The organism is Herbaspirillum lusitanum P6-12 (assembly GCF_000256565.1).
In the GTDB taxonomy this organism is placed as follows: Bacteria; Pseudomonadota; Gammaproteobacteria; order Burkholderiales; family Burkholderiaceae_D; genus Herbaspirillum; species Herbaspirillum lusitanum.
The window spans coordinates 1-14,464 of sequence record NZ_AJHH01000517.1; the positions used below are offsets into that span (position 1 = coordinate 1).

At 53.3% G+C, this 14,464-nt stretch carries 13 protein-coding genes and 2 pseudogenes; 12 read left to right on the top strand and 3 right to left on the bottom strand.

What is annotated here, in order from left to right; all coding sequences use genetic code 11:
* The coding region (locus tag HLUSI_RS0117305; RefSeq protein ID WP_016835160.1) for a flavin reductase family protein at positions 1-543 on the top strand (543 nt) is incomplete at its 5' end.
* 53 nt (positions 544-596) lie between these two features.
* Here the strand turns inward: HLUSI_RS0117305 and HLUSI_RS34810 are convergent.
* A pseudogene (locus tag HLUSI_RS34810) lies at positions 597-695 on the bottom strand (transposase); the annotation flags it as partial.
* Between the two features lie 231 nt (positions 696-926).
* On the opposite strand from HLUSI_RS34810, the gene HLUSI_RS0117310 reads away from it, so the two are divergent.
* From HLUSI_RS0117310 to HLUSI_RS32795, 9 genes and pseudogenes are all read left to right on the top strand, one after another.
* Positions 927-1,853, top strand: coding sequence for a LysR family transcriptional regulator (locus HLUSI_RS0117310; protein ID WP_029363669.1), 927 nt, complete (start codon positions 927-929; stop codon positions 1,851-1,853).
* A gap of 76 nt (positions 1,854-1,929) precedes the next feature.
* Positions 1,930-3,333, top strand: a complete 1,404-nt coding sequence (gene tcuA / locus HLUSI_RS0117315) for an FAD-dependent tricarballylate dehydrogenase TcuA (protein ID WP_029363670.1) — start codon at positions 1,930-1,932, stop codon at positions 3,331-3,333.
* Entirely contained in the window at positions 3,320-4,492 is a 1,173-nt protein-coding gene (tcuB, locus tag HLUSI_RS0117320) for a tricarballylate utilization 4Fe-4S protein TcuB (RefSeq protein ID WP_016835163.1), read from the top strand. Before tcuA ends, tcuB begins: the two co-directional genes overlap by 14 nt.
* A 95-nt stretch (positions 4,493-4,587) precedes the next feature.
* Positions 4,588-5,892: an MFS transporter gene (tcuC, locus tag HLUSI_RS0117325; RefSeq protein ID WP_016835164.1), complete on the top strand. Its 1,305-nt coding sequence runs from the start codon at positions 4,588-4,590 to the stop codon at positions 5,890-5,892.
* Between the two features lie 380 nt (positions 5,893-6,272).
* Positions 6,273-6,374: pseudogene (locus HLUSI_RS32790) on the top strand (IS110 family transposase); the annotation flags it as partial.
* 112 nt (positions 6,375-6,486) lie between these two features.
* A complete protein-coding gene (locus tag HLUSI_RS0117330; RefSeq protein WP_029363671.1) occupies positions 6,487-7,620 on the top strand; it encodes a sensor histidine kinase in 1,134 nt (377 codons plus the stop codon).
* An 80-nt stretch (positions 7,621-7,700) separates the two neighbouring features.
* A complete protein-coding gene (locus tag HLUSI_RS29240) occupies positions 7,701-8,051 on the top strand; it encodes a response regulator (protein ID WP_016835166.1) in 351 nt (116 codons plus the stop codon).
* A 242-nt stretch (positions 8,052-8,293) separates the two neighbouring features.
* The gene (locus HLUSI_RS0117340; RefSeq protein ID WP_029363672.1) at positions 8,294-9,448 is read left to right on the top strand and encodes a hypothetical protein; all 1,155 of its coding nucleotides are present in this window, start codon (positions 8,294-8,296) and stop codon (positions 9,446-9,448) included.
* Between the two features lie 129 nt (positions 9,449-9,577).
* On the top strand, positions 9,578-10,249 hold the full coding sequence (locus HLUSI_RS32795) for a hypothetical protein (RefSeq protein WP_157137890.1): 672 nt from the start codon (positions 9,578-9,580) through the stop codon (positions 10,247-10,249).
* Between the two features lie 90 nt (positions 10,250-10,339).
* Here HLUSI_RS32795 and HLUSI_RS0117345 read toward each other — a convergent pair whose 3' ends face one another.
* Positions 10,340-11,293 (bottom strand): aromatic alcohol reductase, encoded by a 954-nt coding sequence (locus tag HLUSI_RS0117345; RefSeq protein ID WP_029363673.1) that lies wholly within the window; start codon positions 11,291-11,293, stop codon positions 10,340-10,342.
* A gap of 185 nt (positions 11,294-11,478) precedes the next feature.
* Here HLUSI_RS0117345 and HLUSI_RS0117350 point away from each other — a divergent pair, with 185 nt between their 5' ends.
* Both HLUSI_RS0117350 and HLUSI_RS0117355 read left to right on the top strand, forming a co-directional pair.
* A complete protein-coding gene (locus HLUSI_RS0117350) occupies positions 11,479-12,375 on the top strand; it encodes a LysR family transcriptional regulator (RefSeq protein ID WP_029363674.1) in 897 nt (298 codons plus the stop codon).
* Positions 12,376-12,604: 229 nt separating this feature from the next.
* Complete coding sequence (locus tag HLUSI_RS0117355) at positions 12,605-12,976, top strand: VOC family protein (protein ID WP_016835171.1); 372 nt, start codon at positions 12,605-12,607, stop codon at positions 12,974-12,976.
* A 100-nt stretch (positions 12,977-13,076) separates the two neighbouring features.
* On the opposite strand, the gene HLUSI_RS31125 is transcribed toward HLUSI_RS0117355, so the two are convergent.
* Positions 13,077-13,976: a hypothetical protein gene (locus tag HLUSI_RS31125; protein WP_016835172.1), complete on the bottom strand. Its 900-nt coding sequence runs from the start codon at positions 13,974-13,976 to the stop codon at positions 13,077-13,079.
* Between the last annotated feature and the right edge of the window lie 488 nt (positions 13,977-14,464).

Sequence of the window (14,464 nt, forward strand, 5' to 3'; positions counted from 1 at the left end):
TCCTTAACACTTTTTGAGCTGCACCAGTATTTAGAGCCTACTATGCCACTCCTCAATACTGCTATCGAGCCGTTGCGCTTTCGCGAAGCGCTCGGGCACTACGCATCCGGTATCACGGTGATTACATCGCACATCGATGGCGAGCAAATTGGCTTCACTTGCCAGTCGTTCCATAGTGTGTCGATGAGCCCGCCGCTGGTGTCATTCAGCGTCATGTCCGGTTCGGCCAGCTATCCCAGGATTCGCCAGGCAGGTCGATTCGCAGTCAATATCCTCTCGGATGAGCAAGTCGAGATCTCCCAGCAATTTGCTCGGCGCGGCACAGACAAGTGGCACGGCATTGAATGGCAAGAGTCGCCACTGGGTAATCCCATCATTGTGGGCAGCCTGCACTGGCTTGATTGTGAAATTTACGCCGAACACGCCGCAGGTGATCACCTGATCGTGATTGGTGAAGTGAAAGCGTTAGATCTGCAAGAAGCTGCGGCGACGCAGCCATTGTTGTATTTCAAAGGACAATATCGCAACATGCGTCACGCATAGCGCGGTTTGAGCGTTTGCGGCTGTTGTCATCACCGGTTGTCCGTTTCTGGCCCGGTCTTGAAGTCTGGCGTCAAATGACCGGTCAGCCACATCAGTTCAACATTACGTTGCGCTTCACGTTCCAGGCGACGGCTTGATTGAAGTCGATTGAGGTCGGCCGATATCGAGCTCTCTCCTAGCGCCCCCAGGTTGCCTAGTGGGACTCTCGGGTCGACCGGTTGAGTCCGCCGCGATTGCGCTCATTCGTTTTCTATGACGTGATTATTGATGTAGAGGATATTGGCGTTACTTTCTGACTGGCCGGTTCTTGCCATTGGCGAAAGGCCGCTTTGAGGAAATCCTCATGCTAGTATCCCCGCTTGATCACACCAGTGAACGACGACATGGAATTAAGACAACTTCGCTATTTCATACGGGTCGTTGAGTTGGGAAGTATGGGACGAGCTGCCATTGACTTGGGCGTGGTCACTTCTGCGCTCAGTCAACAAATCAGTCGACTCGAGGGCGAACTCTCTACCCGCTTGTTGCAACGCACGACGACCGGCGTTGTCCCCACCGACGCCGGTTTGGCATTTTGGCACCAAGCGCAACTGGCCCTGCGGCATGTTGACGAGGCCGCGCGTGCTGCACAGCACGCACGCATGTCCGGGCATGTCAGTGTCGGATTTGCACCATCGACAGCGTCGGTTCTGGCGCTGACCTTCATGAACGGCTTGCGTGCCCGCTACCCCGACATCCGTTTGCATCTTGTCGAAAGCTTGTCAGGCAACTTAGCGACCATGCTCAATGCACGACAACTTGATCTCGCCATTCTATTCGAGACAGACGTGGCCAAGCGCCTGAGCGCGACGCCTCTTCTGGATGAACGCCTGTTTGTCGTCGGCTCCCACCAGCTCATTGGCATGCCCAAGGGAAAACAGGTTCGCCTCAAGGATATCGGTGCGTTGCCGCTGGTCATGCCGAGTGGAACCCATGGGTTGCGGGCGATCGTGGCGACGGCATTCGCGCAGGCCAAGCGCGAGCCCAACATCGTCGCCGAGATCGACGGTCTGGCCATCCTCATGGATGTTGTCCGGGCAGGGTTGGCGGCGACGATTCAGCCCGGTGCGGCCGCCTCACGTCTTCCCGCATCCGTGGTTCGGCTTGTACAGGTGGCGGATAAAGGTGTTCGCCGGCGCAATCTGCTGGCCAGTCTGCCGGAAGATGAGCTATCCCCAGCGGCACTGGCCACACGGATTGTGCTCAAGGACGTTGTGCGAGAATTATTGTCCGAATCCCATTGGATGGGTGCAAGCCTTCACGAATCATGAACACGGCTTGTCTGGCCGGCCACTACCGGAGTTGATGCAGTCCACCTAGAATTGCCCCCATAAAAGGAGGCGAGCGATGGTAGACGTATTGGTTATTGGTGGCGGCAATGCGGCACTGTGTGCGGCTCTGATGGCCCGCGAAGCGGGGGCTTCCGTGCTGCTGCTTGAAGCATCGCCGCGTGAATGGCGCGGCGGGAATTCGCAACACACGCGCAACCTGCGTTGCATGCACGACGGGCCGCAGGATGTGCTGATCGATGCCTACCCCGAAGAAGAATACTGGCAGGATCTGCTCAAAGTCACCGGTGGTGTCACCGATGAAAAACTGGCGCGCCTCGCGATTCGTGCATCGTCCACCTGCCGTAATTGGATGCGCCGGCACGGCGTACATTTTCAACCCCCGCTATCGGGTGCGCTGCATGTGGCACGCACCAACGCCTTTTTCATGGGCGGCGGCAAGGCCTTGGTGAATGCTTACTTCCGTAGCGCTGAAAAGCTCGGCGTGCAGGTTCGCTACGACACGCCAGTGGTGTCGGTCGAACTCGACGGCGAGCGCTTTGTTGCTGTGCACACTGCCAAGGGCGAACGCGTCACCGCAAAAAGCTGTGTGCTAGCAGCCGGTGGCTTCGAGTCTAACCGTGAATGGTTGCGCGAAGCCTGGGGCCAGAACGCGCGCGGCGAATGGCCGTCCGACAATTTTCTGATCCGAGGCACACGCTTTAACGAAGGTGTGCTGCTCAAATACATGATCAATGCCGGGGCTGATGCAATCGGCGATCCGACACAAGCGCATATGGTGGCGATCGATGCACGCGCACCGCTCTATGACGGTGGCATTTGCACCCGCATCGATTGCGTCTCGCTCGGCGTGGTGGTCAATCGTGAAGGCGAACGCTTCTATGACGAAGGCGAGGACTTCTGGCCCAAGCGCTACGCAATCTGGGGCCGCTTGGTGGCCCAGCAGCCAGGCCAGATCAGCTACTCCATCATTGACCAGAAAGCGATTGGCCGCTTCATGCCACCGGTGTTTCCTGGAACCACAGCCAACACGCTGCTCGAGTTGGCTCAGAAACTCGGGTTGCCCGAGCAAGTCTTCATCAAGACGATGGACGACTACAATGCCGCCTGCCGTCTTGGCAACTTCGATCACACTGCGCTCGACGACTGTCGCACGGAAGGTCTCATGCCCGCTAAAACGCATTGGGCGCGACCAATCAACACGGCACCGTTCTATGGCTACGCCCTCAAGCCGGGCGTCACCTTCACTTACCTTGGTCTGAAGGTCAATGAGCGTGCCGCCGTGCACTTCGGCGGCAGGCCTAGTCCCAATCTCTTCGTTGCCGGGGAGATGATGGCGGGCAACGTGCTCGGCAAGGGCTACACTGCCGGCGTCGGCATGGCCATCGGCACCGCCTTCGGACGCATCGCAGGTACGCAGGCGGCCGCTGCCGCAAAGAAAGTCGAACATGCAACAGCTTGAAGCCCTGACCCGAGAGGCCCGCGCGCTGGCTTCTGGTAGTTACCCCGTGATCCCGATCCTGAGCGTGAATGAGACCGAGGTCGGCCGCCAGATGACGATCTGCAATTCCTGTCGCTACTGCGAAGGTTTCTGCGCTGTTTTTCCTGCCATGACGCGGCGACTGGAATTCGGCAAGGCCGACATCAATTATCTCGCCAATCTATGCCATAACTGCGGTGCCTGCCTGCACGCGTGTCAATATGCACCGCCGCACGAATTTGCTGTCAATGTACCGCAGGCGATGGCCAAGGTACGCGTTGAGACTTATGCCGACTATGCTTGGCCGGCGGCTCTCGGTGCACTATACAAGCGCAACGGCTTGACTCTATCGCTGGCATTGGTCGCAGGATTAGCGCTATTCCTGATGCTTGCCGCCGGACTACAGGGCTCATTGTTCCACGCGTCGGCGGGCGGCAACTTCTATTCAATTTTCCCGCATAACCTGATGGTGGGTCTGTTCGCACCCATCTTCCTGTTCGCGGTGCTGAGCCTGAGTCTGGGTGTGCGGCGTTTCTGGATGGACGTGTCCCCCGGAACTGCCACGGCCGCCGCCATGGGTGATGCCGCTGACAAGGTGTTAAGACTGAAATTCCTGGATGGAGGACACGGTGAAGGTTGCAACAACGCGAACGATAGTTTCACGCTAGCGCGGCGCCGTTACCACCATTTTACGTTTTACGGCTTCATGCTGTGTTTCGCGGCCACCAGCGTGGCCACGCTATACCACTACCTGTTCGGCTGGGAAGCGCCCTACGGCTTGACCAGCCTGCCGAAGCTGTTGGGCATCGCAGGCGGCGTTTCGCTGCTAATCGGCACGGTGGGTCTGTTTGTGCTGAACCTGAGTCGCCACCCGTTGCAAGGTGATGCTGCACAGAAGCCGATGGACCGCGGGTTCATCTCCCTACTGTTCCTGACGGCCGCGAGCGGCCTGACACTGATGCTGTCACGCGGGACCCCGATATTGGGCCTGACGCTATGCGTGCATCTGGGCGCGGTCATGGCGCTATTCGCCACATTACCGTATGGAAAATTTGCCCACGGTATCTTCAGAAGCGCTGCACTTCTCAAGTGGGCGATCGAGAAGCGCCAACCGAACTCGCTACAACTAGGTGACGACTGAACGCCAGGCGCGGTCACTTCATATGACGCCTTATCCCCGTTTGCCAAAACCAGGACAAACGATATAAACCACAAAAATATTCGGAGACAAATGCAATGACTGCCAAGACCACTACCGTGGGCGACACGGTTTCTTCCCCCCCGTCGAAGATTGGCGCCGTGTTGCGTGTGACCAGCGGTAACTTTCTTGAACAGTTCGACTTCTTCCTGTTCGGCTTCTACGCACACTATATTTCCAAGGTTTTCTTCCCTGTCGATAGCGAATTCGCGTCACTGATGCTGACCTTCGCGGTGTTCGGTGCGGGCTTTCTGATGCGGCCGCTGGGCGCGATCATCCTGGGTGCTTACATCGATAAAGTTGGCCGGCGCAAAGGACTGATTGTCACGCTCTCCATCATGGCCAGCGGTACAGTTCTCATTGCGTGTGTTCCAGGATATACATCGATCGGGCTGCTCGCGCCTGCGCTTGTTCTGATCGGTCGTTTGCTGCAAGGCTTCTCGGCGGGGGCCGAGCTCGGCGGCGTTTCCGTCTATCTGGCGGAAATCGCAACACCGGGACACAAAGGCTTCTACACTGCCTGGCAATCGGCCAGCCAGCAAGTCGCCATCGTGATGGCCGCAGCCCTGGGATACGGCTTGAATCAGTTGCTGCTACCCGCAGAACTGGCGGCGTGGGGCTGGCGGATTCCCTTCCTGATCGGCTGCGTGATCGTACCGTTCATCTTCATTCTGCGGCGCAGCCTCCAGGAGACCGAGGAGTTTCAGGCGCGCCGACACCATCCCGATATTCGCGAAGTCTTCGACTCGATGCTTAAGAACTGGCGCACGGTGCTGACCGGGATGCTCTTTGTCGCGATGACGACGACGACTTTCTATCTGATCACCGTCTACACACCGACCTTTGGGCGTACTGTGCTGCACTTGAGTGCAGCCGACAGCCTGCTGGTCACGTTGTTGGTGGGACTGTCGAATTTCGCGTGGCTGCCGATCGGCGGTGCGCTATCCGACCGCATCGGCCGCAAACCTATTCTGGTCGGCATCTCCCTGCTGGCGCTGCTGACCGCGTATCCGGCAATGTCGTGGCTGGTCGCCAATCCCAGTTTCGGACACTTGCTGACAGTGTTGCTGGTGTTCTCGTTCTATTTCGGTATGTACAACGGAGCCATGGTGGTCGCGCTGACAGAAGTGATGCCTATCAATGTCCGAGTTGTCGGCTTCTCACTGGCATTCAGTCTTTCTACTGCGGTCTTCGGTGGATTTACGCCGGCCATATCAACCTATCTCATCGACCTTACTGCCAATAAAGCGGCGCCTGGCCTCTGGATGAGTTTTGCCGCACTGTGTGGGCTTGCGGCAACCTTGATTCTCTATAGGCGTGGTGGCGCGGCGAGGGACTGGTGATGGCCGTGGCTCGTCAGCAGCACGCACGTGACGACCGCTGCAAGTGGGAAACGACGCCTCGCACTACTATGACCGAATTGTCTTACATGCGTCCAACAGCTTTTGCTGCCTGTTCTTGATAACCGCCACATTATGTCTGCTTGTGGCGGCGGACCACACACATCGAATAATAAAGTTAAACCGTAATCTACGCCAGTCGCCGTTAGCTATCAAAAACGCACCATTATCGATAATCAGCCATAGCGTATTTTCGCTGGCCTTTGAATCGTTCAACGGCTGCTTCTGGCCGAGGCTAATGGAATGGTCGCCCCTTCCCGAAACGGCATTGACATGCCACAGTGGAAATTGCGATGTTCCATTAACCGAGAGAGGCGACCAAAATGAAGATTACAACAATCGGACTTGATTTGGCAAAATCCGTTATCCAGGTTCATGGTGTAAATGAACATGGAAAGGCTGGACTAAAAAAGACACTAAAACGTGGTCGCTATGGATCAGCACGTCGGTGCAATAGTGTCTAAACCATCGTTTGCATTTTGAAGGTATTTGCCCCACCCTGTCCGGTTAAGGCACTTCGCCGTCATCCTGGATCATATGAAGCTCTCGACATTCATCATCAGCAACATGGAAAAAGTTCTTGCGGAATGGGATCGATTCGCAAGGACGCTGGAACTGGAAGAGTTATCGTCGAGGACGGAAGTACGCAATCATGCGGAACAGATTTTGCGCGCAATTGCTCGAGATATAGACACTGAGCAGAGCTCCGAGCAACAGCAAAGGAAATCACAAGGCCTGTCGCACAGCAGTGTCATTGCCAGCGGAGCATCGATTTACGGCACCGCAAGGCAACACGATGGCTTCACCCTGTTACAACTGACCGCCGAGTTCCGCGCGCTGCGCGCAACGGTACAGCGTCTCTGGTTTTCCCTCGGAAATGCGCTGACGCCGGCGCACAGCGCTGATCTAATCCGATTCAACGAGGCCATCGATCAGGCGCTGGCGGAGTCTGTCGGGACCTATGCGGCACAGGCGTCACGAGCCAAAGATACCTTTCTAGCCATCCTCGGCCATGATTTGCGCAATCCCCTTGCGACCATCGCCCTGTCTAGCAGCCTTCTGGGGCAGCCCGGAATGACAAAAGAAGGGATTGCGCTACTGGCTCCGCGCATAAAGCGAAGCGCGTCAATGATGAATTCGATGATCAATGACTTGCTGGAGTACGCGCGGGCTGAACTGGGAGGTGAAATGCCCATGTCGTTTGCCGATGTAGATATGTTGGATATCTGCCACGCCGCCGTGGTTGACGCTTCCGCAGTCCATGCTCATTGTTCGTTCGTAGTGAATGCGAAAGAGCCAGTCTTGGGCTGCTTTGACCAGATAAGGCTGCAACAGGTATTTACCAATCTTCTTAACAACGCCGCCCAATACCGAGGCGATGAAATGCCCGTCACCATGACGCTGTCGTCAGATGCCGACAGTGCAACGATCTCCATCCAGAACTCCGGAGCCTTGATCCCGAAGGAAGCCATCGACGCAATTTTCGATCCTATGGTGCAGTTAGCCATTGTTCCCGAGCAAAGGGAACGGGCAACGACGAGCCTGGGATTGGGCTTATATATCGCAAAAAAGATTGCCGAAGCGCACGATGGCTCGATTGGTGTGGAGTCCCGCGATTCCACCGGAACGACATTCACTGTCGTTATTCCCAAATTAAGGCCTAGCTATTGACCCTTTGTCTTACGCATTAAAAGTGTTGCGCCTATGGCGAACAATGAAAGAAGGTGTCATGGTAGGACTATGGAGAAAATATGAACAAAAGCATTTTGATCGTGGATGACGAGCCGGACTTTTTGGATGTCATCGAAGTGGCACTTATCCTGGGCGGCTACCAGGTCATGCGGGCGAACGATGGCAAGCATGCTTGGGAAATCCTCGAGAATCAGACACCGAGTATCATTTTGTCCGATCATTCGATGCCGAGAATGAATGGGTGCGAACTATTCGACTTGGTTAGAAATTCCAGCCAAGGTAAAAATGTGCCATTCCTTTTTATGAGCGCAATGCCGGAACGGATCAGTTCTGTGGGAACCTATTCTGTACTTCGCAAGCCGTTTCAATTTGATGTCTTGATGGCTAAGGTCGATTCCATGTGTTCTTGATGAGTTTAAAGTTCAACTCTCCGAGATCTCAACTTTGATAAGTTTAGGGCGAGAGAAGCTACTTTCTTCCTACGGTCCGCTTTCGGCCAGAAGCCGACATCGAAAATGATGGGCATCACCTGGCTTTAGCGATGATTCGGAAAATTTGTGCGAACGCGAATTTCAGCAACGTAAATTGCTTGACTGTGAACGGCCAGACATCAACATTTGTTGCAACCGCATAACGCACATCTTTCATCAAAATGAATAACACAATTAAAAAAATCATTGTGATATTTTTCTCGACCCTCTGTGCGGCTCCTGCGTTGGCTGCTTCCGCAAATGGAATTTGCTCGGGGCTTTCAGAATACCTGGCAAATCCGGGCAAATTGGCATTGCCGGATCCCGCTCGCACGCCAAACCCGCTAGAACAGCAACTCATTAAAAAATCGGATATCGAGTTGCTTTCCCGTACTGACTATGACATGGGCGCTTCTGTCGTCGATACCGATAACGATGGAAAGAACGAGATTTTTGTATGGAATGTCGATGGAACGGGGCGATTTGCAACAATAGAGATCTTCGAGATGACGTCGGAGAAAAATGGCCATATCGATCACCTCGTTTCCAAGGGCAGCATCTCTTCCGGCGTTCTTGTGACACCGCATTTCATACGCTTCAAAGGCGTGAATTACCTGGTGTCGACAGACACCGGCGACCAGGAAGGCCTGCGCGTGAGTCAGATAGAGAAACTTGAAAACGGCGAGTATCAGCTGCGAACGCTTTGCAATATGACCACTGTTGTGACGCCGGATGCGCAGTGCCGACATCCGGCCTGCAAGGAGTTGCAACACCAAATGGCCAACAAGAGTTCGAATGCGAGATTTATCGACGTGGAATGGCCGCACAAATACTTTGCGCCGGCCGGTCTGGCGACCTACTTCGAAGAGGCAGATGGAGATTTCGACAACACCGGGCAATCGTCTACGATATGGCGCATTGGCAGAGAAGACTATGCATTCGAGAATATATACTGGGATTTTCTAGGACTAGGCGAGGAAAAGCCGCCAGTTGATCAGAAATTGCACGCTGAAGCGGAAAAGGGCTCCGGTCGACGCGTGTTGCCCGGGCATCAACATGAGCGTTTGAGTAATGTTCTGAATCAGCAAAGCGCCACGCTGAGCTCCCAGCTACAGCAAACAATCACGCTTCCAAAGCAAGGGGAATTTTTCTTATTTCAGGCAAATCAAGGCAGAACATATTGGGCTTGGGACTTTGGTGGGCCTCCTTATGGTTCAGAAATTCATATCATGTACACCAATGCCAAACGTTCCGATTACATAGGCGTGGTTAGATTAGCACGCAGCTCTTTTTTAGAGCGATGCACAAGCGATTGCGTCACCTTGTTGAGTCGATGATCCACACGGCATGGCTCCCACTGACTTGCACGGAAGTCCGTAGTCGGCCAGAAGCTGATGTTGACGACCCTAATTTGATTCCACATTACTCGTTCCTTCCTTAGTATTCATTTAGCGCATAAATACAAAATGAAGAATTTATTGTTTCTAATATTGGTGGCGGTTGGATTGACAGGTTGTGTGCACGACCGGGAAATTTATCCTGGCTCTCCGGCCTCCGGAGTTGACCCGCTAGCTAATTCGAATTCTCCGTGCCCGGATTTAAGTGGTGAGTATGAGTTCATTGCCTCGCTTCTAAAAGGCGACCAGAACGAAAAAATATATGGAAGAACCCATGGACTTGACTCTGTACTCCCAATTTCTGGATACGCGACCGAGTGGACAAAAATGATTCGGGGCTATCGGACGAAGGAAGGTACTCGTTTTCAAGAACGTCCGCGCTATGGGAAAATTACGCAAATAAGCGAGCGAGTCTATTTATTGAGTGTGTTCTACGACGACGGCCTTGCTGGCGAATATCATACTGACCTGACAGACAAGTCTAAATTTGTTTGCATGAACAATCGTCTGATTGGCGGAGGACGCAGTCAAAATTCGGGTAGTTCAGAATGGGGGAAAAACGATTCCAGCGGGATGTATCAGATATACAAAGACGAAGATGGAAATTTAGTCCGTGAGCAAATATCCCAAGTACATATGAACGCACTTTTGGGAATACCCACAGGAACGGCGGAGTATTTCTATACAATCCGCTTCAAAAAATTAAATCCGGATTCCGTCACTTCACCGCAAAAAAGATAAGGACTCGAAAAGTCCGCAATCGGCCAGTTGCTGACATTGGGAAAACTCTAAGAAAAGGAAGGGCCAGGAGTCTAGCCCTCTGGATGACGATTACTTGCTGCGGCCGGAAATCAGGTTTACATTGATCCACGACGCCACGTCGGTAACTGCGAGGGCGCGTTGACTATTGAACGTGCCGCTCTTATCCCAAGCGACACCCCGTCCTTGAGCAAAGGCTGCACGGTACTTGCGCATCATATTGTGCGGGTCGCGGGCCAGTTCGCCCAGCAAATACTCCTCGCTCCATTCCGAACGGGTAAAGGGGCGGCCGAGGGACACTTCCAACTTGTCGGCGACCTCTCCGTAAGTCACGGTATCGCCGGCTAGATAGACAATCTCGTTCTGGATTCGAGGTTTTGCGAACATGACTTCGGCAGTTAGCGCTCCGATATCATCGGGAGTCGTCAGTGTCACAGCGGTGTCGAGGCTGCCCAGTGCATGGACTGCATGGTTTTGTAGATCAACAACGCCGAATTCGGGCTCAAACAAGTAGCTCATAAACATGCCGGTCGAAATAATCACCCACTCAGTCTGATGCTGACTACGCAAAAGCTCTCGCACGTCTAACTGTGCGTCGAAAATGTCCTGCGGACTGCCGCGTCCGATCACGTCAAAATCCACGCCGAACTGCCATGGAAAATATCTTGGGATTCGTGCCTGCAAGGCAGCGCGCGCTAACTTCATTGGCGTGTCGATTCCCGCCGCATAACCCGCGCAACCGAGTACTGTGTCATATTGTGCGAATACTACGGCGAGCTCATCAATGGAGCTCTTCACAAGATCTCCTACGACAATCTCGATCCCAAGATATCGAATCTCCGCGATATCACGTTGCTTGCCTGGTGCACTGGACTCAACGGCACTTGCGCGCAGCAGGACACTGATCTTCACACCGTCGATGCCCTTCGCGCGGTGCGCAAGACTGCGTAGCACCGGTAGGCCGAGTTCACCGGCACCGAGCACGAGAATGTTTTGAGACATGGCGTTAGGATCTGCTTGGTTCATCGTTAGCGGTACAAGCAATTGGCGGTTTTGATTAGACATGGTTGATTATTCCTGTAAGTTTGAGTGCCTGAACTGTAGCTATTTTGATGACGCGGGAAAAGTAGCCCTGGAGGTTTTCATCATGCAAAAAACGCGAACAATCTTGGGTTATAGTGCCGTTTTATCTATCGCTACTAGGGCAATGCATGGATCGCGTACAAGCAATGCAGGTATTCCTTCGCGTGGTGGAGAGCAGGAGTTTTGTCCGCGCAGCAGAGACCCTGGGCTTACCGGCGTCATCAGTCACCGGCATCATCAAGAGGCTAGAAAAACATTTGCAAACACGCCTACTCAACCGTTCCACCAGAAACCTCAGCTTGACGCCAGAGGGTGAGCGATACTTTTACCGCTGCCGCGAGATACTTGACCTGATTGACGATACGGAATCCAGTCTGCAAGGGTCTGCTGAGCGGCCGCAAGGGCGACTGAGAGTGGATATGCCTGGCGGCATTGCACATGTCGTCATCCTTTCTCAGTTGGAGAAATTCCAACAACGTTACCCCGATATCTACCTAATGATCGGCGTAAATGATCGTCAGGTGGACTTGGTCCAGGACGGCGTCGATTGCGTGATTCGTACCGGCAGCCTCCATGACTCGACGTTGGTCGCACGCCGCCTGGGCGAGTTGCGCTGGATCACCTGCGCATCACCGTCCTACTTAGACGAAAAGGGTATTCCCGAGGATCTGAAGGATCTGCAACGTCACCGGGCGGTTCACTACTTTTCCAGCACGACGCGGCGGGGAGGCGAGTTGCATTTCATGGAGGCCGGAGACAGCGTCAATGTTCCGGTTCCCGGCACGGTTGCCGTTAACGAGACTGGGTTGTACATCAAGCTGGGCCTCGACGGACTTGGCCTGTTACAGGTGGCTGAGATTTTGGTGGCGGACCATTTGCGGAACGGAGAATTAGTCGAGGTACTGGCCGGCATGCGACCGGCACCTGTGCCGGTATCTCTGGTCTACCCTCATCACCGCTTTCTCTCTCCGGCGATGCGAGCGTTCGCTGATTGGACAGCCAAGCTGTTCAGTAATGTGGGTTAAGGGGAGGAAGTCGCTGGTCAGGCCGGATGGGCTACCCAGATTGTCGGAGCGGTGTCCTAGCGAATACGGAGCTGTTCTTGATCGGGTTGCGCCACAAACGAAGCGCCGAGGTTCGCAATCGGCCAGAAGCAGTCTTCCATGGCGAGTCGAAGATTCACTGAAAAAAATAGCGGTTTTTGATACAGTGCCCCCCTGAACTTTCACCTGCTTGACTCTTCTACTAAAACCCATGACTGCATCGCTCAATACGATTTTGATATACGCCCGCAATCCTGCAGTTACCAGTGCTTTCTACAAAGAACATTTTGGATTTAAGACGACTGGTGAGATGCACGATGGCCTCATTGAATTGAATAGTCCCGCCGTCGGCATCAACCTCTTGGTTCATCAGGCCGCCAAATCCCTGAAATTTGGGCAGGCGGTAGTCAAACTGATGTTCAGTGTTTCCGACGTTGAATCGTTCAAGGTCGAATCTGCGAAAAGAGGTCTGGAGTTTGGCAGCATCCATCAGGCAAATGGCTATCAATTCGCTAACGCTAAAGACCCAGATGGAAACTCAGTAGCTATTTCCAGTAGAGATTATCGGCAACAAGTTAATTAGCGGATGGCAGCTTCCGGCCAGGAGCAGACTTTCTCCTTACAACTCGCTCAAGCATCGGCTATTTCTTCTAATTCTGTGATGATCCACTCTGGTATTGGTTTTATTGTGCATTCGCTAGTTCGGCGAGCTTCTCGGACCAATTTTTGGTCTGTTCTGTCCCTGGCACTTTCCCTTCGTTCTTAGTCTGGCCTTGCTTGTGATATAGAGCGTTAAGCATTTCCAGAAGCGTTTCCTTTTTCTTTTCATCTATTGGATGCCGCGCTTTATTGTTATCCGCATCTAACTGCTCCTGCGCCAACTGTTTAAAGTTAGCCGGATATTTCATTTGCTCAATAGGAAGCGCGGCATCATATACTGCCAACCCTGCCTCCATCACAGCACGCCAATCTCCAGTTTGGGCGGCCCTAACACTGAGTGGGTCCCAAAACTTCTTGTCCATTTCATTCATTTGACCTGCCGCCGCAAGGCGCTCATTTGACGTGTAGCGGCCAGAGTAATCATAGTAAATGGCCGCAAGCTCGTTATGAGATAGGGCGGGAAACGGGCTGGGCCCCTTGCCAATGACATAAGCGGTCGCTTGCTTCGCTTGCGCAAGCCGCGCAGAATCATCACTCTTTGGCACTTCCGCATTCGCACGATCCAACTCCGCTTGGTTGTGGAAAGTCAAACTTGCTACTGCTTTCTCATACTTGGCATACAGTTCTCCTCGCGGTAGCGCTGCATCGGCCTCAAATGCCGCCATGTCAGGTGGAGGTAAAACTCCGGCCGACTTTTGCTTGGCGGCTGTTTCGTCAACTGATTTTGAAAGCTCAACTCCCTCATTGGCGGCAGACGTAGCCAGCTCGATACCTTGACTGGAGAGGGTTACCTTAGCCGATTGAACCGCTACAGTCTCGGATGTATTTTGACCCGCAGCAAGACTGCTCGAAGCTTTCTTATCGCCAGTCACCTTAATAGTGGCCGTAGATTCAGTATTTTTTGAGGCAATTTGAATAGACATCAAGTCTCCAACTATTGAGCAATTCCGCCATCTCTGATCGAAGATTTGCGAGCGATAAGGGGGCTAGTTGCAAAAGACAGCTGTCAGTTTAACGTCAGAAATAGCACTAACTTTATGCATGAGGCACAACATTTGGAAAATAAATTCTAATACTACTTAGTATGTGAAATAAAAATCCGATGATTTGTTTTTGATGAACGAATAATTTATTCTCTTGAGGGCGCATGTCGATGGAGCTCAATAGAACGACTGGATCTATTTCGAAACAAAACAACATCATCGTTTGTTCTGCGTGAAAGACTCCCAACGTGGTCAAGACTGAGTGATTGGGCTCTCAAGCTAACGGAAAAAGAAAGCCCGCAATCGGCCAAAAGCGGCCTTTCCAGTATGGCTGACTAATGCAGGTCAACGATCTATACCGGCATCGCTTTCCTCTCCATGTCCGTGCGATGACTGCATGATGACGATTTGTTAATCATTGCCTGATT

Excerpts from the sequence above, each read along its gene's own strand:
- HLUSI_RS0117310 (WP_029363669.1), top strand. The coding sequence starts at position 927 with ATGGAATTAAGACAACTTCGCTATTTCATACGGGTCGTTGAGTTGGGA.
- HLUSI_RS0117350 (WP_029363674.1), top strand. The coding sequence starts at position 11,479 with ATGGATCGCGTACAAGCAATGCAGGTATTCCTTCGCGTGGTGGAGAGC.
- tcuC (WP_016835164.1), top strand. The coding sequence starts at position 4,588 with ATGACTGCCAAGACCACTACCGTGGGCGACACGGTTTCTTCCCCCCCG.
- tcuB (WP_016835163.1), top strand. The coding sequence starts at position 3,320 with ATGCAACAGCTTGAAGCCCTGACCCGAGAGGCCCGCGCGCTGGCTTCT.
- HLUSI_RS0117345 (WP_029363673.1), bottom strand. The coding sequence starts at position 11,293 with ATGAACCAAGCAGATCCTAACGCCATGTCTCAAAACATTCTCGTGCTC.
- HLUSI_RS32795 (WP_157137890.1), top strand. The coding sequence starts at position 9,578 with ATGAAGAATTTATTGTTTCTAATATTGGTGGCGGTTGGATTGACAGGT.
- HLUSI_RS31125 (WP_016835172.1), bottom strand. The coding sequence starts at position 13,976 with ATGTCTATTCAAATTGCCTCAAAAAATACTGAATCTACGGCCACTATT.
- tcuA (WP_029363670.1), top strand. The coding sequence starts at position 1,930 with ATGGTAGACGTATTGGTTATTGGTGGCGGCAATGCGGCACTGTGTGCG.
- HLUSI_RS0117355 (WP_016835171.1), top strand. The coding sequence starts at position 12,605 with ATGACTGCATCGCTCAATACGATTTTGATATACGCCCGCAATCCTGCA.
- HLUSI_RS0117340 (WP_029363672.1), top strand. The coding sequence starts at position 8,294 with ATGAATAACACAATTAAAAAAATCATTGTGATATTTTTCTCGACCCTC.
- HLUSI_RS0117330 (WP_029363671.1), top strand. The coding sequence starts at position 6,487 with ATGAAGCTCTCGACATTCATCATCAGCAACATGGAAAAAGTTCTTGCG.
- HLUSI_RS29240 (WP_016835166.1), top strand. The coding sequence starts at position 7,701 with ATGAACAAAAGCATTTTGATCGTGGATGACGAGCCGGACTTTTTGGAT.